At 64.7% G+C, this 18,547-nt stretch carries 16 protein-coding genes; 10 read left to right on the top strand and 6 right to left on the bottom strand.

Going from position 1 to position 18,547, the window contains the following annotated elements; all coding sequences use genetic code 11:
- Positions 1-219: 219 nt before the first annotated feature.
- The 7 genes from ACFFWD_RS35920 (at position 220) to ACFFWD_RS35890 (ending at position 5,968) form a co-directional block, all read left to right on the top strand.
- Positions 220-633 carry a hypothetical protein gene (locus tag ACFFWD_RS35920; protein ID WP_376973701.1) on the top strand — a complete coding sequence of 138 codons (414 nt, stop codon included), beginning with the start codon at positions 220-222 and terminating at the stop codon, positions 631-633.
- Complete coding sequence (locus ACFFWD_RS35915; RefSeq protein ID WP_376973699.1) at positions 630-1,475, top strand: alpha/beta fold hydrolase; 846 nt, start codon at positions 630-632, stop codon at positions 1,473-1,475. Before ACFFWD_RS35920 ends, ACFFWD_RS35915 begins: the two co-directional genes overlap by 4 nt.
- Positions 1,476-1,505: 30 nt before the next feature.
- On the top strand, positions 1,506-2,417 hold the full coding sequence (locus ACFFWD_RS35910; protein ID WP_376973697.1) for an amino acid ABC transporter substrate-binding protein: 912 nt from the start codon (positions 1,506-1,508) through the stop codon (positions 2,415-2,417).
- Positions 2,418-2,640: 223 nt separating this feature from the next.
- A complete protein-coding gene (locus tag ACFFWD_RS35905) occupies positions 2,641-3,372 on the top strand; it encodes an amino acid ABC transporter permease (protein WP_376973695.1) in 732 nt (243 codons plus the stop codon).
- A gap of 2 nt (positions 3,373-3,374) precedes the next feature.
- The gene (locus ACFFWD_RS35900) at positions 3,375-4,067 is read left to right on the top strand and encodes an amino acid ABC transporter permease (RefSeq protein ID WP_376973693.1); all 693 of its coding nucleotides are present in this window, start codon (positions 3,375-3,377) and stop codon (positions 4,065-4,067) included.
- 69 nt (positions 4,068-4,136) lie between these two features.
- Positions 4,137-4,868, top strand: coding sequence for an amino acid ABC transporter ATP-binding protein (locus ACFFWD_RS35895; protein ID WP_376973691.1), 732 nt, complete (start codon positions 4,137-4,139; stop codon positions 4,866-4,868).
- 239 nt (positions 4,869-5,107) lie between these two features.
- A complete protein-coding gene (locus ACFFWD_RS35890) occupies positions 5,108-5,968 on the top strand; it encodes a D-amino-acid transaminase (protein ID WP_376973689.1) in 861 nt (286 codons plus the stop codon).
- A gap of 184 nt (positions 5,969-6,152) precedes the next feature.
- Here the strand turns inward: ACFFWD_RS35890 and ACFFWD_RS35885 are convergent, their stop codons facing one another.
- The 3 genes from ACFFWD_RS35885 to ACFFWD_RS35875 form a co-directional block, all read right to left on the bottom strand.
- Entirely contained in the window at positions 6,153-6,614 is a 462-nt protein-coding gene (locus ACFFWD_RS35885) for a carboxymuconolactone decarboxylase family protein (RefSeq protein WP_376973687.1), read from the bottom strand.
- A gap of 36 nt (positions 6,615-6,650) precedes the next feature.
- Complete coding sequence (locus ACFFWD_RS35880) at positions 6,651-8,267, bottom strand: MDR family MFS transporter (protein WP_376973685.1); 1,617 nt, start codon at positions 8,265-8,267, stop codon at positions 6,651-6,653.
- 352 nt (positions 8,268-8,619) lie between these two features.
- A complete protein-coding gene (locus ACFFWD_RS35875; RefSeq protein WP_376973683.1) occupies positions 8,620-9,771 on the bottom strand; it encodes an HlyD family secretion protein in 1,152 nt (383 codons plus the stop codon).
- A 141-nt stretch (positions 9,772-9,912) separates the two neighbouring features.
- Here ACFFWD_RS35875 and ACFFWD_RS35870 point away from each other — a divergent pair, with 141 nt between their 5' ends.
- The gene (locus ACFFWD_RS35870; RefSeq protein ID WP_376973681.1) at positions 9,913-10,824 is read left to right on the top strand and encodes a LysR family transcriptional regulator; all 912 of its coding nucleotides are present in this window, start codon (positions 9,913-9,915) and stop codon (positions 10,822-10,824) included.
- 51 nt (positions 10,825-10,875) lie between these two features.
- Positions 10,876-11,610: a helix-turn-helix transcriptional regulator gene (locus ACFFWD_RS35865; RefSeq protein WP_376973679.1), complete on the top strand. Its 735-nt coding sequence runs from the start codon at positions 10,876-10,878 to the stop codon at positions 11,608-11,610.
- Positions 11,611-11,746: 136 nt separating this feature from the next.
- Here the strand turns inward: ACFFWD_RS35865 and iaaH are convergent, their stop codons facing one another.
- Both iaaH and ACFFWD_RS35855 read right to left on the bottom strand, forming a co-directional pair.
- Positions 11,747-13,270, bottom strand: coding sequence for an indoleacetamide hydrolase (gene iaaH, locus ACFFWD_RS35860; protein WP_376973677.1), 1,524 nt, complete (start codon positions 13,268-13,270; stop codon positions 11,747-11,749).
- Between the two features lie 44 nt (positions 13,271-13,314).
- The gene (locus ACFFWD_RS35855; protein WP_376973675.1) at positions 13,315-16,989 is read right to left on the bottom strand and encodes an indolepyruvate ferredoxin oxidoreductase family protein; all 3,675 of its coding nucleotides are present in this window, start codon (positions 16,987-16,989) and stop codon (positions 13,315-13,317) included.
- A 155-nt stretch (positions 16,990-17,144) separates the two neighbouring features.
- Between ACFFWD_RS35855 and ACFFWD_RS35850 the strand changes: the two genes are divergently transcribed.
- Positions 17,145-17,600, top strand: coding sequence for an Lrp/AsnC family transcriptional regulator (locus ACFFWD_RS35850; RefSeq protein ID WP_376973673.1), 456 nt, complete (start codon positions 17,145-17,147; stop codon positions 17,598-17,600).
- Between the two features lie 168 nt (positions 17,601-17,768).
- Here the strand turns inward: ACFFWD_RS35850 and ACFFWD_RS35845 are convergent, their stop codons facing one another.
- Positions 17,769-18,224: a YybH family protein gene (locus ACFFWD_RS35845; RefSeq protein WP_376973671.1), complete on the bottom strand. Its 456-nt coding sequence runs from the start codon at positions 18,222-18,224 to the stop codon at positions 17,769-17,771.
- Positions 18,225-18,547: the final 323 nt, after the last annotated feature.

Below are 18,547 nucleotides of genomic sequence, written 5' to 3'. Positions count from 1 at the left end.
CCTGCCGGGCCGTGCCGAGGGACGGAATTATCTTGGCGGTTCGTCGCATGACGACGGCGCGGCGTGGCGACTTTCTGCCCGCCTCGACGGCGCCGTTGCCCGGCGTTTCCGGTTTGGTCAAGCCAATAATCAAGGGAATCTCAAGGCTGCGCCGCCTTGCGGCATCAGTGGCTTCCGGTCATCATGGGCCCGCCCTCCCGCAGGAACCCTGCTCACGAGATGACGCCATCGCCTGACGCCACCGACGCCGTCATCAGGGCGTTTGCCGGCATTCCAAAGCTGCTCAATTCCGCCCCGGCGCTCGTCGCGCGTGGCCGGATGCTCGATTGCGACTGCCGCCTCGGCCCGATGGATCGGCCTTTCCACGTGTCGATCCGCTCCGGCTGCATCGTTGACATGACGCCGGTGCCGGCCTTGATGCGCTCCTGGCGCTTCTCCTATCGCGCGTCGCCGCAAGCCTGGACCGCCTATTGGCAGGCGGAACCGAAGCCCGGCTGGCACGATCTGCTGGCGCTGACCAAGCGCGGCGAGGCGGTGCTGGAAGGCGATCTGCATCCGTTCATGGCGCATCTGCAGTTCTTCAAGGACCTGCTGGCGCTGCCGCGCGGGCAAGTCGCGGCGGTCGCATCATGAGCGGCCATATCGAGCCGATGGTCGGCCGCTACGTTCACGTCGAGATCGACGGCGTGATGCACCGCATCTATTTCGAGGAGAACGGCGCCGGCATTCCGCTGGTCTGCTTGCACACCGCGGGCTCCGACGGGCGGCAATGGCGGCACCTGCTGGCCGATGCCGAGTTTGCCAAAAAATTCCGCATCATTGCCTTTGATTTGCCCTGGCACGGCAAGTCGAATCCGCCGATGAGCTGGACCGGCGATGAATATCAGCTCACGACCGCGCGCTACACCGAGACCATCCGCGCCTTCTGCCGCGCGCTCGATCTGGAGAAGCCGGTCGTGATGGGCTGCTCGATCGGCGGCCGCATCGTGCTCAACCTCGCGATCGAACACGCCGCCGAATTCCGCGCCCTGATCGGGCTCGAGGCCGCTGACTTCCAGACCCCGTGGTACGACACCGACTGGCTGAACCGTCCGGACGTCCATGGCGGGGAGGTCTGCGCCGCGCTGGTGTCCGGGCTGATTGCCCCGCAGAGCCCGCAAGCCGCACGCATGGAGACGCTGTGGGCCTACAAGCAGGGCGGCCCCGGCGTGTTCAAGGGCGATCTTTACTTTTACCGGGTCGATGGCGATCTGCGCGGCCGGGTCGCGTCAATCGATACTAAAGTATGCAAGCTCTACCTGCTCACGGGCGAGTATGATTTCTCCTGCACGCCTGAGGACACAGAGCGGACGGCAGCGGCAATAGGGGGCGCCAGCGTCACGATCATGGAAAAGCTCGGTCATTTCCCGATGAGCGAGAATCCGGAACAGTTTCGCCGCTATATCGCACCCGTCCTCAGCGACATCATCACCTAAATCGACTGTTTCCAGGCAAGGAGTACACGCATGACACGCAAATATTTGATCGGCTTCGCGCTCGCCGCCGCGCTCGGCGCGACTGGGGCGCAGGCCGAGGAGCTGACCGGCACCCTGAAGAACATCAAGGACACCGGCGCGATCACGCTCGGCTTCCGCGATTCCTCGATTCCGTTCTCCTATCTCGACGACAACCAGAAGCCGGTCGGCTACGCCATGGACATCTGCTACAAGATTGTCGATGCCGTGAAGAAGGAGCTCAAGCTCGACAAGCTTGAGGTCAAGCTCAACCCGGTCACCTCGGCGACCCGCATCCCGCTGATGGCCAACGGCACCGTTGACCTCGAATGCGGCTCGACCACCAACAATGCCGAGCGCCAGAAGCAGGTCTCCTTCACCAACACCCACTTCCTGACCGCTAGCCGCTACGTTTTCAAGAAGTCGAGCGGGCTTAAGTCGATCGACGATCTGAAGGGCAAGACGGTGGTCTCGACCGCCGGCACCACCAACATCAAGCAGCTCACCGAGGCCAACGTCGCGCGCGGCCTCGGTGCCAACATCATCCCGGCCAAGGACCACGCCGAAGCCTTCCTGATGGTCGAGACCGACCGCGCGGTCGCCTTTGTGATGGACGACATCCTGCTCGCGAGCCTGGTCGCCGGCTCCAAGGCGCCGGGCGACTACGTCATCTCCAAGGACGCGTTCTCCAAGCCCGAGCCCTACGGCATCATGCTCCGCAAGGATGACGCTGCGTTCAAGAAGGTCGTCGACGCCGCCACCGCGGCGCTCTACACCGGCGGCGAAGCCCAGAAGATCTACGACAAGTGGTTCACCCAGAAGATCCCGCCGAAGGGGCTGAACCTCAACGTGCCGATCGGGCCGGAACTGAAGAACGAGTTCGCCAAGCCGTCGGACTCGCCCGATCCGGACGCGTATAAGTAAGCAAAATAGACCCTCAGGGTGAGGCGGCGCTCTTGCGCCGTCTCGATCCATGAGGGCAGTATCCGGGCTTCTTCGAGACGCGGCGAGGAGGCCGCTCCCGGGGATGAGGGACCGGAAGTGTGCAGGTCCGGCCTTCTGGAGGAGAATGGCCGGACATTTGCATAGAGGCGGCTGCCTGGAGGCGGCGTTGTTTGCGTGATCGGCGCGGTTGCGCGGGGGACCTGTGAACTACAACTGGAATTGGCACATCTTCTTTGAGCCGAACCCGATGGGGACCGGCACCTATCTCGACATGCTGTTGACGGGATTGGTGCTGACCATCAAGACGGCGCTGCTCGCATGGATCATCGCGCTGGTGTTCGGCTCGATTGTCGGCGTCCTGCGCACGCTGCCGTCGCGGACGGCATCGTGGATCGGCTTTTGCTGGGTCGAATTCTTCCGCAACATGCCGCTCCTGGTGCAGCTCTTCCTGTGGTTCTTCGTGCTGCCCGAGCTGCTGCCGAGGGCCGCCGGGCTTTGGCTCAAGCAATTGCCCAACGCGCCGTTCTGGACCGCCGCGATCGGCGTCGGCCTGTTCATGTCGGCGCGCGTCGCGGTGCAGCTCCAGGCCGGCATCGGCTCGCTGCCGCGCGGGCAGAAGCAGGCTGCGACCGCGCTCGGCCTGACAACGGTGCAGACCTACGCTTACGTGCTGCTGCCGATGGCGTTCCGCATCATCCTGCCGCCGCTGACGTCGGAGTTCCTCAACACCATCAAGAACACCGCGGTCGCCATCACCATCGGCCTGATCGAACTGACCGGGCAGGCGCGCTCGATGCAGGAGTTTTCGTTCCAGGTGTTCGAGGCCTTCACGGCGGCAACCGTGCTCTATCTCCTGCTCAACTTCGTTGTGGTCACGGCGATGCGCTTCCTTGAGCGCTATGTCGCGATCCCCGGCTACATCTCGGGGAAATAGCGATGATCGGCAGTCTCGATTTCGACGTCATCCGCCGCTCGCTGCCCTATCTGTTCTACGAGGGCATGACGTTCACGCTGACGCTGACAGCTCTCTCGGCGTTTGGCGGCTTGGTCTTCGGCACGCTGATCGCCCTGATGCGGCTGTCCGGCTACAAGCTGCTCGGGCGTCTTGCCGGCTTCTATGTCGACTTCATGCGGTCGCTGCCGCTGGTGCTCGTCATCTTCTGGTTCTACTTCCTGGTGCCCTATATCGGGCAGTGGGTGACCGGCGCGGCGCGGCCGATCAAGGTCGGCGCCTTCGCCTCCTCGCTGATCACCTTCATCATGTTCGAGGCGGCCTACTTCTCCGAGATCATGCGCGCCGGCATCCAGTCGATCTCGAAGGGCCAGCCGGCGGCGGCGAGCGCGCTCGGCCTGACCTACGGCCAGACCATGCGCTACGTCGTGCTGCCGCAGGCGTTCCGCAACATGCTGCCGGTGCTGCTGACGCAGACCATCGTGCTGTTCCAGGACACCTCGCTGGTCTACGTGCTGTCGATCCCGGATTTCCTCGGCGCCGCCAGCAAGGTGGCGCAGCGCGACGGCCGTCTGGTCGAAATGTACCTGTTCGCCGCGCTGGTCTACTTCACGATCTCCTGCGTTGCGTCCTTCTTCGTCCGCCGCCTGCAGACGCGCATTGCCATCGTTCGATAGGGCATGACCCGGAAAAGTGGGAACCGGTTTTCCGACAAGGTCATGCCTAAACAAACAAGTTGAGCCATCATGATCGAGATCAACCACGTCAACAAATGGTACGGGCCGAGCTTCCAGGCGCTGAAGGACTGCACCACCAGCGTCACCAAGGGCGAGGTGGTCGTGGTCTGCGGCCCCTCGGGCTCGGGCAAGTCGACCCTGATCAAATGCGTCAACGCGCTGGAGCCGATCCAGGGCGGCGAGATCATCCTCGACGGCGTCAAGGTCAACGATCCCAAGACCGACCTGCCGAAGCTGCGTTCGCGCGTCGGCATGGTGTTCCAGCACTTCGAGCTGTTTCCGCATTTACGGATCGTCGACAATCTCTGCCTCGCGCAGGAGAAGGTGCTGGGGCGCAAGCACGACGACGCCGTGGTCAAGGGGATGAAGCTTTTGGAGCGGGTCGGGCTGAAGGACCATGCGAAGAAATTCCCGGCGGAACTGTCCGGCGGCCAGCAGCAGCGCGTCGCCATCGCCCGCGCGCTCGCCATGGACCCGATCGCGATGCTGTTCGACGAGCCGACCTCGGCGCTCGATCCGGAGATGATCAGCGAGGTGCTGGACGTGATGGTCGACCTCGCCCGCGAGGGCATGACCATGATGGTCGTCACCCACGAAATGGGCTTTGCCAACAAGGTCGCCGACCGCGTCATCTTCATGGACCGCGGCGAGATCGTCGAGGACGCCAAGAAGACCGATTTCTTCGGCAGCCCCCGCAGCGACCGCGCGCAGAAGTTCTTGTCGAAGATCTTGCAGCACTGACGGGCACCGGCCCGTCCACCTCTCCGCCGTCATTGCGAGGAGCTCGCGACAAAATTGCAAAGCAATTTTGCGCTGAAGCGACGAAGTAATCCATATCTCCGCTTGCGGCACTATGGATTGCTTCGCTCCGCTCGCAATGACGTGGAGGGCGCCCGGAATGGCCTCTCCGGGGTTTATCGCCGTTAACAATTTGCGTATAGGAAGGGGCAAAATCTCGTCCGGTCCGCAGGAGAACTCGCTTGGAACAGATCGCTTACGTCAACGGCTCGTTCGTGCCGCACTCCGAGGCCAAGGTCTCGGTCTTCGACCGCGGATTCCTGTTCGCCGACGGCATCTATGAGGTGGCCGCGGTGCTCGACGGCAAGCTGATCGACAACGCCTCGCATTTGGCGCGGCTGGAGCGCTCGGTCGGCGAGATCCAGCTCGCGCTGCCGGAGACGCTGGCGCGGATCCAGGAAATCCAGAAGGAGCTGGTTGCGCGCAACAAGCTCGTCAACGGCATGGTCTATCTCGAGGTGACCCGCGGCGCCGACAAGGGACGCGACTTCGCTTTCCCGAAGGGCGACGTCAAGCCGACGCTCGTGATGTTCACCTCGGAAAAGGACATCATCAACGCGCCCTCGGCCAAGACCGGCATCAATGTCATCACGGTGCCCGACATCCGCTGGGAGCGCCGCGACATCAAGAGCGTCGCGCTGCTCGCGCAGGTGCTGGCCAAGCAGGCCGCGGCGGCGGCCGGTGCCGGCGAGGCCTGGATGATCGAGGACGGCAAGGTGACCGAAGGCGGCTCGTCCTCCTCCTTCATCGTCACCAAGGACGACGTCATCGTGACGCGGCAGAACGGCAACGAGATACTGCCCGGCTGTACCCGCAAGGCGGTGGTCAAGCTCGCCGAGGAGCGCCAGCTCCGCATCGAGGAGCGCGCCTTCACGGTCGAGGAAGCGCTCGCCGCCAAGGAAGCCTTCATCACCAGCGCCTCGGTGTTCGTCCAGGCCGTGGTCGCGATCGACGGCAAGCCGGTCGGCAACGGCAAGGTCGGTCCGATGACCGACCGCCTGCGCCAGATCTATGTCGAGTTCGCCCAGGCGACCGCGGTTTAGCGCTACCGAGCGACGCTCTTTCACCGCCTCCCTGAGGTGGCCGCTCCTTCAGCGGCCCTCGAAGGGCGACGGCCCGACTGTGGCCGTGCATCCTTCGAGCCTCGCCGAAGAGGCTCGCACCTCCAGCGACAACGGCGAAGCCGTTGCGCGGGGATGACGGGGATAGATCATCGTTTGTCTGTCCTTACGCCACCGCCGCCTTCACCTTCACCGGATGCACCGCGCGGAAGCCGATCGCGATCCGGTTCCAGGCGTTGATCGCTCCGATCAGCGTGGTCAGATTGACGAGCTCGGTGTCGGAGAACTGTGCGCGCACCGCTTCATAGTCGGCGTCCGGCGCGTGCGTCTCCGAGATCAGCGTCAAAGCTTCGGTCCAGGCCAGCGCGGCGCGCTCGCGGTCGCTGTAGAGCGGCGACTCGCGCCAGGCGTTGAGCAGATAGAGCCGCTGCTCGGTCTCGCCGTGCTTGCGGGCGTCCTCGGTGTGCATGTTGATGCAGAAGGCGCAGCCGTTGATCTGGGATGCGCGGGTCTTGACCAGTTCGATCAGCGATTGCTCCAGACCGCTCGCCTTGATCTGGTTCTCCACCGCGACCAGCGCTTTGATCGTCTCGGGTGCGGCCTGGTAGTAGTTCATGCGGGGCTTCATGGTCGTTCTCCGTTGTTGCCTTGGCGTGGATGGTAATCAGTGCGCGTCGCCGCCGGCAAGATGGCCGGGCTTCTTCAGGAACAGCCCCGCGACCAGCGCGACGATCAGCGCCATGCCGAGCAGGTAGAAGGTATCGCTGAAGGCGAGGATGAAGGCCTGCTTCTGCACGATCTTGTCGATCGCCGCGATCGCGCGGTGGGTGGCCTCAGCGTGGTCGGCAACGCCGTGGTTGATGAAATACTGGGTCAGTTGCTCGATCCGGGTGCGGGTCGCCTGCTCCAGCATGGAGACCGACTGCATCAGCACGTTGGAATGATACTGTTCGCGCTTGGTCAAGAGCGTCTGAAGGAGCGCGATGGCGACGGCGCCGCCGAGGTTGCGCATCATGTTGAACAGGCCGGAGGCCGAACCGGCGTTCTCCGGCTCGATGCCCGAGGTCGCGACCGCCGACAGCGGGGCCATCACCAGCGCCTGGCCGACGGCGCGGACCACGTTGGGCCAGAACAGCTGGTCGGTGGCGTAGTCGTTGCTCATGAAGATGTTCATGAAGTTCGAGCCGGCGAACAGTGCAAAGCCGATGCCGATCAGGATGCGGGCATCGAAGCGCTGCATCAGCCGCGGCACCAGCGGGATCAAGAGGAGCTGCGGCAAGCCGGTCCAGGCCAGCACCATGCCGATCTGCTCGGCATTGTAGCCCTGAATGCGCGCCAGATATTGCGGCAGGATGAACACCGAGCCGTACAGCGCAACGCCGAGCAGGAAGTTCGCCAGCATGCCGAAGCCGAAATTGCGGCGCAGCAGCAGGCGCAAATTGAGCAGCGGCTTGTCGACCGAGAGCTCGATCACCAAAAAGGCGGTCAGCGCGACCAAGGCGATCACCGACAGTTTGACGATGAAGGGCGAGCCGAACCAGTCGTCCTTGTTGCCTTCCTCCAGCACGGTCTGCAGCGCGGCAAGGCCAATCGCCATGGTGATGATGCCGGCCCAGTCGCCCTGGCGGAGCAGCGACAGCTTCATCGGGCGCGAGTCGAGCGAGACGTAGAGCATCCCGATCATCACCGCGCCTGGCACCAGATTGACATAGAAGATGTACTGCCAGCCCCAGTTCTCGGTCAGGTAGCCGCCGATGGTCGGGCCGATCGCGGGCGCGAACGTCGCCGACAGCGCGAACAGCGCAAGGCCGATCGGCTGCTTCGCCTTCGGCAACAGTGTGATGATCAGCGTGAACGCCATCGGGATCAGCACGCCGCCGGTAAAACCCTGCACGGCGCGCAGCGCGATCATCTGCGGCAGGTCCTGTGCCAGCGCGCAGGCCGCGGAGAACACCAGGAACAGGAACGCGTTGGTGAGCAGATAGCGGCGGACCGAGAACACCCGGGCGAGCCAGCCGGAGAGCGGGATCACCACGATCTCGGCGATCAGATAGGAGGTCGAGATCCAGCCGCCATCATCGATGCCGGCGCCGATCGCGCCCTGGACGTCGGCGAGCGAGGCGTTGACGATCTGGATGTTGAGCACCGCCATGAAGGCGCCGAGCGTGGCGCCGATGACCGCGATCCAGGTTTTCGCAGGGATCGCCGGCGCCGCTTGCGTGGCGGCTCGGGGGAGGTCAGCCGAAGCGGCTACGTTGAGGGTGGGCTGGAGTGCGGTCATCGGGGTCGTCCTTGCTTGACAAGCACAGGATGCATTAGGCGGCCGGTCTCGATAATCGAGGGAATGATGGAAGGATTGTCCGGCCGAGGTTGATAATCGTCTCAAGGACGAGGGCTCGATAAGGTGAGCAGGCTCGCCAGGCTCCCTCCCCCCTTGCGGGGGAGGGTTGGGGAGAGGGGTGCCGCTTGCGCTGACGTTCGACGGATAGCGAGCACCTCAAGGGAAGCATCGGCAGGATTGAGACGGTCCGGCAATCTCTGGCTTCGCGCCCGGGGCGCACCCCTCTCCCCACCCTCCCCCGCAAGGGGGGAGGGAGCCTGTGAGGCGTGCTCACCTTACGGTGTCTTAAGTGCTAGCCGCCTTTGGCACGGGGAGCATCAACCGCAACGCGCCGCTTCGCTTCGCGCTCGGCCAGCACCGTCGCCTTGGTGTTGACGACAGGCTCGGCCGACATGCCCGGGCGCAACAGGCCGGTGAGGCTGTGGTCGTCGAGCACGATCTTCACCGGCACGCGCTGCACGATCTTGGTGAAGTTGCCGGTGGCGTTGTCGGGCGGCAGCAGCGCGAATTCGAGGCCGCTCGCCGGCGACAGGCTGTCGACATGGCCCTTCAGCCTGGTGCCGTGGAAGCCGTCGACGGTGAGCTCGACCGGCTGGCCGTTGCGCAAATGGGTGAGCTGGGTCTCCTTGAAGTTCGCGACCACATAGACCGCATCGAGCGGCACCACCGCCATCAGTTGCGTGCCGGCCTGCACATACTGGCCGACGCGCAGCGTGCGGGCGCCGACGGTGCCGTCCACCGGCGCGCTGATCTTCGTATAGGACAGGTTCAGCTCGGCCTGCCGCTCGACCGCGCGGGCGCGATCGACCTGTGCTGTGGCCTGCGCGCGCTGGGTGGTGAGCACATCGACCTTGCGCTCGGCGGCCAACAGGCCAGACTTCGCGTGCTGCAATTGCGCGTTGCTCGAGCGCAGCGCCGCGTCGGTCTGCTGCGCGCGCTGGATGGTGCCGGAGCCGGATTTCATCAGCCCGTCGTACCGGGCCTGCTCCTCCTGCGCGAATTTCAGATTGGCTTCGGCGGCGGCGACGTCGGCCGTCTCCTGCGCGATGATCGGCTGCTGCAGGGCGATCTGGGCGTCGAGATTGCGCACCGACGCCTCGGCGGCATCGACATCGGCCTTGGCCTGTCCGAGGGCGGCGCGGAAATCGCGGTCGTCGATCTCGGCCAGCAGCTGGCCCGCCTTCACCGGCTGGTTGTCGCCGACCAGCACGCGCGCGATGTAGCCCGACACTTTCGGCGCGATGATCGTGGAGTCCGCCTTCACATAGGCGTCATCGGTCGATTCGAGGTAGCGGCCGGTGGTCAGGTAGTCGTAGCCGAAGTCGCCCACAGCGGCGACGCCGAGCGCAGCGATAAGCGCGAGGGCGGCCCGCTTGACCGCCTGCCGCGACGGGCGAAGGCTAATTTTTGATGATTCATCAGAGACATAGGTGGTAGTCGACATGGCATTCTCCTGACCGGCGCGCACGTCCTCACGAGGAGGGCGCCGGGTACGCCCTTTAGATGCAATGTCTTCCCCGCTGTGATAATCCCGCCAAAACTGGAAGCATTATCAAGCCAGAGTAGACAATCGGGGGCTTGCCGAATGGATCGCCTGACCAGTCTGACTGCCTTCGTCCGGGTCGTGGATTCCGGCGGCTTCTCGGCGGCCGGCCGCAAGCTCAACATGTCGACGACGATGGTGAGCAACCATGTCCAGGCGCTGGAAGACCGGCTCGGCGTGCGGCTGCTCAACCGCACCACGCGCAAGGTCAGCCTGACCGAGGTCGGCCAGGCCTATTACGACCGCTGCGTCCAGATCCTGTCCGACATCGAGCAGGCCGACGACATCGCCGGCGCACTGCAATCGGTGCCGCGCGGCACGCTGCGCATCTTCACCAACACCCACATCGTGCAGTTCCTGTCGCCCGTGGTCGCCGAGTACCTCGCGACCTATCCCGAGGCCAAGATCGACCTCGCGATCGGCGAGCGCAATGTCGATCTGATCGACGAGAATTTCGACCTCGCAGTGCAGATGATCCCGCAGCGCGATTCCAGCCTGATCCTGCGCCGCATCGCCACCTGGCGGCACGTGCTGTGCTGCTCGCACGGCTATATCGCGCAGCACGGCAAGCCGGAGCAGCTTGCCGACCTCGCGACACGCAACTGCGTCCGCCACGTCAATTATCCGTTCGGTGACGAATGGCGGTTCGTCGACCGCAAGGGCGCGCCGGCATCGGTGAAGGTGGCGGGCAATCTCATCTCCAACAGCGGCGAAACGCTGAAGCTCGCCGCGCTGGCCGGCGTCGGCGTCTTCCTGGCCGCGGGCTTCCTGGTTCGCGACGAGCTGGAATCCGGCCAGCTCGTCCGCCTGCTGCCGGAGTATCGTCCGGTCGAGCTCACGATGAATGCGGTCTATCCGCACCGCCATCACCTCTCGGCGAAGGTGCGGACCTTCATCGACCTCCTGGTGCGCCACTCGACCGAGCAGCAGAAGCTGATCAATCCGTATTCGTGAGGAGTCATCGCCCGTTTCCTACGCCGCCGTCCTCGGCTAGGCTTGTCCCTCATGTATGTCGATGCCGCAGAAAGCCGGGTGCTGGCACGGATCTTCGGACTGTTGTCCGAGGACATGGCCGAGCGCGAGGTGCGCGAGGCGATCGGGCAGCATCTGCTCGATTTGCTGAAGGCAGATCATTACGCCTCCTATGTCTGGGAGGATGCCACCAAGACCTTCGGCAAGGCCGTGTTCATCAACATGGACCCGAACAACCTCGCCAATTACGACCGCTACTTCCAGCACCACGATCCCATCACCTTCAAGCTGCAGGCGCGGCGCGAGGCGACGCTGGTGACGCAGGTGATGCCGCAGCGCGAATTGATGCGGACCGAGTTCTTCAACGACTTCCTCGCCCGCGATGGGCTATGTTGGGGCGTCAACGCCTACAGCTTCGTCGGCAACCGCAATATCGGCGACGTCAGGATCTGGCGCGGCCGTCACCGCGGGAATTTTGACGCGCATACGCTCGATCTCCTGCGCCTGGTCGAGCCGGCGTTCACCGGTGCACTGGTCCGTGCCGCCGGCGGTCATGTCGCAGAGGTGGGCGGCAGCTCGCCGATCCTGAAGCTCTCGGTGCGCGAATTCGAGATCGCGCGGATGATCGCCGACGAGCTCAGCGACAAGGAGATCGCGCACCGCCTGCAGCTCGGCCTGTCAACCGTGCGCACCCACGTCGCGCGCATCTTCGCAAAGCTCGGCGTCCGCCGCCGCAGCGGCGTCGCCAGCCTGTTCGCGAAGCATTGATCCTGCTTTCTCCGCACATTCCGTGAGGTGAGCACGCCAGTCAGGCTCCCTCCCCCGCAAGGGGGGAGGGAACCTATCCACTGGTGCGTCCCTCACCGAGGCAAGTCGATGACGGACTCAACGGAGCTGAACACGTCTATCGCCCCGGCGGCGGCAGCCGGCCGAACACCTTCTCCATCGCCATGCCGATCGCGAGCAGCCTGGTGTCGCTGCCTTCGGGGCCGTCGAGCTCGAGGCCGATGGGCAGCTTGCTCGAGGCGCCCAATGCGATCGGGAGCTGGATGCCGGGGATGCCGGCATTGCTGCCGGGATCGGTGTTCTGGATGAACAGGCCGAAATTGGCGAGGCTCGAGGCGTCCGGGTTGGAGTCGATCGCGACCTTCGGCACCGTCGGGAAGGCGATGGCATCGAGCCTGTTCTTGGCAAAGGTGTCGCGATAGAGCGCCTGCAGCGCCGGACGGGCGGTTGCGATCGCGGCGTCGTAGATCGGCTTGGCGTCGACCACCGTGTTGTCGGGCCCGGGCAGCTTGCGCGGGATGACGAGCCCGTCATAGGTGCCCTTGACGTCGGGGCTTGCGATCTCCTTCGCCAGCGCCTCGATCGTGATCCCGGTGCCGGTGTGCTTGAGATACGCGACCATGTCGTCATAGGCCTCGTACAGCGCGACCGGGAAGCCGACCTGGCCGTTCAGCTCGGCGAGCTTGTCCATTTCGACATCGACCAAAGTGACGCCCTGCGCCTTCAACTGGTCGAGCGCTGCGCGAAACGCAGTCTCGGTGTCGGCATCGAGATTGGCGAGCAGCGGTTTGACCACACCGATCCGCACCTCCTTCAGACTGGCAGGCGTGATCGCCTCGCCCCCGGCCAGCACGCGGTCGAGCAGCGCGACGTCGGCCACCGTCGCGGCCATCGGGCCCGCGGTGTCGCGGGTGTGCGAGATCGGCGCGATGCCGCCTTGCGGATAACGCCCGACCGTCGGCCGCAGCGCGGCGCAGCCGTTCAGCGCGCAGGGGATGCGCACCGAGCCGCCGGTGTCGGTGCCGAGGCCCGCGGTGACGATGCGCGCGCCGACCGCGGCGCCGGTGCCCGACGACGAGCCGCCGGCGATCTTGGCGGGATCATAGGCATTGCGCACGCCGAATTCGGCAGCCGTCTTGAACGCGGTGTTGTAGCCGGAGATGCCGAAGGCAAGCTCGTGCATGTTGGTCTTGCCGATGATGATGGCGCCGGCCTCACGCAGCTTCGCTGCGACGGCTGCGTCCTTCGCCGGCACATAGGATTTCAGCGCCGGCGTGCCCGCGCTCGAGGGCAGGCCCGCCACCTCGATATTGTCCTTGATCACGATGGGCACGCCGCCGAGCGGCTTGCAGGCGACGCCAGGCTTGTGGCTCGCGTCGAATGCCTCGGCAGCCTTCATCGCGCCCGTCTCGTCGAGGGTGATGAAGGCGTTGAGCTTGTTGAGCTCCTTGGCGCGGGCCAGCGCCGCCGCGGTCAGGGCTTTGCTGGTGATCTTGCCGGCACAGATGTCGGCCGCGGCCTGCGTCGCGGTCAACTGGTCGAGGTTGACCGCGGGTTGTGCGGCCGCTGTCGCAATGAACGGCGTGGCCAAGAGGATGAGGTTGGCAATAGCTGATCCGAGCAGGAAGGCATTGTGACCCATGGCGGTGTCCCCCGAGGTGAGGCGGCTTGGCGGGTCGAAGTCTATCAGCTCGCCGCCCGGGCGACTGTCCCCATTTCTGAGGACGCGCCGAGCTCAGCGGTCAGCCGCGCGACCTCCGCCTTGGCGGTGTGGATGGTCGCGTCCTTCACCGGGCCGTAGCCGCGGATCTCCATCGGCGCCCTGGCAATCGCGACGAGGTCGGGCAGGCGCTGCGCGTCGAGCCGGCCGAGCATGGTTTCGATCAGCGCCTCGTACCAGGTGATCAGCGCGCGCTCGCTGCGCCGCTCCGCCGTGTAACCGAACACGTCGAACGCCGTGCCGCGCAGTCCCTTGAGCCGTGCCAGCAGGCGCAGCGGCGTCTGGATCCACTGGCCGAACGCGCGCTTGCGCGGCCGTCCGCGCGCATCGTTGCGCGAGGGCAGGAACGGCGGCGCGAGATGGTACTGCACCCTGTAGTTGCCATCGAATTCGCGGCTGAGCTCGTCGAGGAAGCCGGTCTGCATGTGCAGCCGCGCCACCTCATACTCGTCCTTGTAGGCCATCAGCTTGAACAGCGAGCGCGCGACCGCGTCGGTGAGGGGGAGATCGTGCTTCATTGATTCGGTCTCGCCACAGGCTCGGTTCGCCTCTCCCGCTTGCGGGGGAGGCCGTATCGCATCGGCAGATGCGATGCGGGTGGGGGCTCTTTCCGCGATGCGACTCGTGGTGAGACCCCCACCCCAACCCTCCCCCGCAAGCGGGAGAGGGGGCGCAGTGCCATCGCGGTTGCCGCTCGCATCACGTCGCCCCGATGTCTCGACACCAAGCGCCGCCTCGGCGCGGCGCACACGCTCGACCGTCGCCAGGTAGCGCGCGGCGTAGGCCGCGTCCTGATAATCCCTCAGGAAGTCGGCGCGCCGCGCGATCACCTGGTCGAGCGTCTCGACTGTGCCGGCCGCGGCGCGCTCCGGCTTCGGCAGGAAATCCGGATCGGCGCACGCGATCCGTCCCCACGCCAATGCCATCTTGTTGCGCTCGACGGTGACGCCGTTGAGCTCGATCGCGCGTGTCAGCGCCGCGAGCGACACCGGCACCAGCCCCTGCTGCCAGGCGAAGCCGAGCATCATGATGTTGGCATATACGCTGTCGCCGACGAGCCGCTCGGCCAGCGCATTGGCGTCCAGCGTCGCGAGGTTATCCGCGCCGATCACCCGCGCGATCGCGCGCAGTCGCACCGGCGAAGCGAGGTCGGCGTCGCGGAAACGCACGACGTCGCCGGTCGGCATCTCCGCGATGTTGATCGCGGCGCGCGTGCCCTTGCGATAGGTGCCGGACGCCTTGGCCGACGAACTCACCACGAGGTCGCAGCCGATCAACGCGTCGGCGGCGCCCTGGTCGATCCGCACCTGATTCAGCGCATCGGGCGTCGTGGCCAGCCGCAGATAGCTCAGCACCGGGCCGAACTTCTGCGCAAAGCCGGTGAAGTCGAGCACCGAGGCGCCGCGCCCTTCGAGATGCGCGGCCATCGCGACCAGCGCGCCGACGGTGATCACGCCGGTGCCGCCGACGCCGGTGACGAGCAGGTCATAGGGCCGCTCCAGCGTCGCGAACTGCGGCGCCGGCAGCGCCGCCGCGCGCGCCAAAGGATCGATGGCGCTTGCCGTCTTCGCCCGCCGCCTGCCGCCTTCGATGGTGACAAAGCTCGGGCAGAAGCCGTTGAGGCAGGAAAAATCCTTGTTGCAGGTGGAGAGATTGATCTTGCGCTTGCGGCCGAACGGCGTCTCTTTCGGCTCGACGCTGAGGCAGTTCGACTCCACCGAGCAATCGCCGCAGCCCTCGCAGACGAGATCGTTGATAAAGGCGAAGCGCGCGGGGTCGGCAAGCGTGCCGCGCTTGCGCCGCCGGCGCTTCTCGGTGGCGCAGGTCTGCTGGTAGATCAGCACGGTGACGCCGGGGATATCGCGCAGCTCGCGCTGCACGGCGTCCATCTCGTCGCGTGGATGGATGGTGACGCCGGCGGGCAAATCCGCCGGCGAGAAATGCGTGGGATCGTCGGAGACCAGCGCGATGCGCGAGACGCCCTCGGCGCGGACAGAGTGCGCGATCGCGTGCACGCTGACCGGGCCGTCGACCGGCTGGCCGCCGGTCATCGCGACCGCGTCGTTGAACAGGATCTTGTAGGTGATGTTGGCGCCTGCCGCGATCGCCTGCCGGATCGCCATCGAGCCCGAGTGGTAATAGGTGCCTTCGCCGAGATTCTGGAAGATGTGCCTGTTGCCGGTGAAGCGCGACGAGGCCGCCCAGTTAACGCCTTCGCCGCCCATCTGGATCAGGGACGAGGTCTCGCGGTCCATCCAGCTCGCCATGAAGTGGCAGCCGATGCCGGCCAATGCCTTGGAGCCTTCCGGCACCTTGGTCGACGTATTGTGCGGGCAGCCCGAGCAGAAATAGGGCGTTCGCGTCGCGTCGGGGACGGCAATCAAGCGCTCCGGCTCCGGCGCGAGCGCGGCGACGCGGCGCGCCAACTGCAATTCCGGAAACATCGGATCGAGCCGCCGCGCCAGCACGCCGGCGAGCATGCGCGGCGACAATTCGCCGATCCACGAGATCAGCCGCGCGCCGGTCTCGTCGTGCTTGCCGACCATGCGGTCCGGCTTTGCGCCGGGATAATCGTAGAAATATTCCTTGAACTGGCTTTCGATGATGCCGCGCTTCTCCTCGACCACGAGGATCTCGCGCTTGCCCTTCACGAACTCCATCGCATCGTGCAGCGCGAGCGGCCACACCATGCCGACCTTGTAGATGTCGATGCCGAAGCGGCGGCAAGCGGCTTCATCAAGCCCGACCAGCCGCAGCGCCTCCATCAGATCGAGATGCGCCTTGCCCGTGGTGACGATGCCGTAGGTCGCGTGCGGAATGTCGTAGATGTGGCGGTCGATCGGGTTGGCCTTCGCGAAGGCGTAGACCGCGTGCTTCTTGGCCTCCAGCCGCTCTTCGATCTGCGGTCCCGGCAGATCCGGCCAGCGATAGTGCAGCCCGCCCGGCGGCGGCGAAAAATCCGGCCGCGCGAAGCTGCGTGGCGGGCGCAGCTCCACCGAGGCGCCCGACTCGACGATCTCCGAGATCGCCTTGAAGCCGACCCACATGCCGGAGAAGCGGCTCAACGCATAGCCGTACTCGCCGAAGGCGAGATATTCGCCGACATCGGCGGGATGCAACGTCGGCATGAACCAGGTCATGAAGGCGACGTCGGACTGGTGCGGCATCGACGACGACACGCAGCCATGGTCGTCGCCGGCGACCACAAGCACGCCGCCATGCGGCGAGGAGCCGTAGGCATTGCCGTGCTTCAGCGCATCGCCCGAGCGGTCGATGCCGGGGCCCTTGCCGTACCACAGCCCGAACACGCCATCGACCTCGCGGTCGCCTTGCGTCTCGACCTGCTGCGAGCCGAGCACGGCGGTGGCGGCGAGATCCTCGTTCACCGCGGGCAGGAATTCGATGCGGTTCGTCTTCAACTGCTCCTTGATCTTCCAGAGCTCGAGGTCGACGCCGCCGAGCGGCGAGCCGCGATAGCCGGAGATGAAGCCTGCGGTATTGAGCCCCGCGGCGCGGTCGCGTTTGGCCTGGTCGAGCGCGATGCGGACGATCGCCTGCGTGCCGGTGAGGAAGACACGGCCGCTGTCGCGCGTGTAGCGGTCGGAGAGCTGGTAGGCGTCGAGTGCTGGCATCTGGCCCATGACTGACCCCTGTGAATCCTGGCGTTTGCTGGAGAGAACGGTACGCCCCGGCGCCTGGTAGGTCATACCTATCTGTTCCCTGGAATGGCGATTTTCGGTAGAATGCTTCGGTTTGTGGCTTTTTGGGGTAGATTCTACCAGATTGGAGCGCGTTCATGGTCGAGGAGCAGGACGAGAAGATTCTTAGCCAGTTGCAGAAGGACGGCCGCGCGACCAACCAGCAGCTCGCCGATATCGTCGGCATGTCGACCTCGGCGTGCTGGCGCCGCGTCCGCGCGCTGGAGGAATCAGGCGTCATCTCAGGCTATTCGGCGCTGGTTAAGCGCGAGCAGGCGGGCTTTGCGACGTCGGCGATCCTGCACGTTTCGCTGGAGCGGCACGACGTGAAGTTCGTCGACGAGTTCGTCTCCCGCGTGATGAAGCGCCGCGAGGTGCTGGAATGCTTTGCGACCACCGGCGACGCCGACTATCACCTGCGCGTCGTCGTCCGCGACATGGATGCCTACAACAGATTCCTCGACGACTTCATGTTCCGCATTCCCGGTATCCGATACGTCCGCACCAACGTGATCCTGAAGGAGATCAAGACCGGGGTCGCGTTGCCGTTTTGATTGCGAGCAAAGTGCTCTACTTCAAAGCAGCCCAAGGCGGCTGGCAATTGGATAGGTAAGAGTATTGACAGGGCGCCGCCGAGATCAGAAAGCGCTGCAGCGATCAGAACCACCGGCATGGCTTCGGGATGGAGGCGATCGGGCTATTCCCCGATCGCCTGACGCCTCTTATTTTGGAGGTTGCGGCGGCTTGGGCATCGCCGACAGCATGCGAATTTTCAATTTTCCGCCCTCGGTAATGTAAGTCGCCGTCCAAATCCCACCTGTTTCGATGGGGGCTCCGCTTTGGTTTTTGCCAGTGATGCGATATCCGCCGATAGCGAGAGCTGTGTCCGTACCGAGGGGCCAAGCTTGATCCACGGTTATTTCCTCGTGATCAAATCCTGCCTTAAAAGCACCTTGGTAGAATTCTGCAATGTCACTTCGTGGTCCTGCTGGATTGACGTGAACGCCTCCATTCACGAATAGCGCAGCGATCCCTGCACCATCCTGCTTATTGAAGCTTTCTGCGTATGCAGCGCCGATTTGTTCGACCCTCTGTTTGAGGTTTGAGTCTGCATCGGCAGCAGTAGCTGGCACGGAGAATGCGGCCATAAAGACACATAAGGCGTAAGACCATCGCATCTGCAATTCCCTCCAAAATATGTTAGTGCATTGAAAACACGATCCTCGATTGAGGGATCACAGTTAGGATAGCACAACAATCGCTAGCGGAAGACTGATGTCGACAATTGGTCAGTGCCGCAGCGCATCATCGCCACTTGTGTGAACACGTCACAGCGACCCGTCGGGCAAATCAGCAAAACCTGTCAAGCCTCCGCGAAAGAAATATTTCTGTTTCTCGGAAATGGAAATTGATGTATGAATCGGCCCGTCTCACCCGATTGAGGGGCGCGTCGCGATCGTCACGAGTGTTGCGGTGAGATGCGGTGGACGCCGAGCGCGCG

Origin of the sequence: Bradyrhizobium erythrophlei (assembly GCF_042430365.1) — a bacterium.
Taxonomy (GTDB): domain Bacteria; phylum Pseudomonadota; class Alphaproteobacteria; order Rhizobiales; family Xanthobacteraceae; genus Bradyrhizobium; species Bradyrhizobium erythrophlei.
This window is presented reverse-complemented; position numbering and strand designations above follow the sequence as displayed.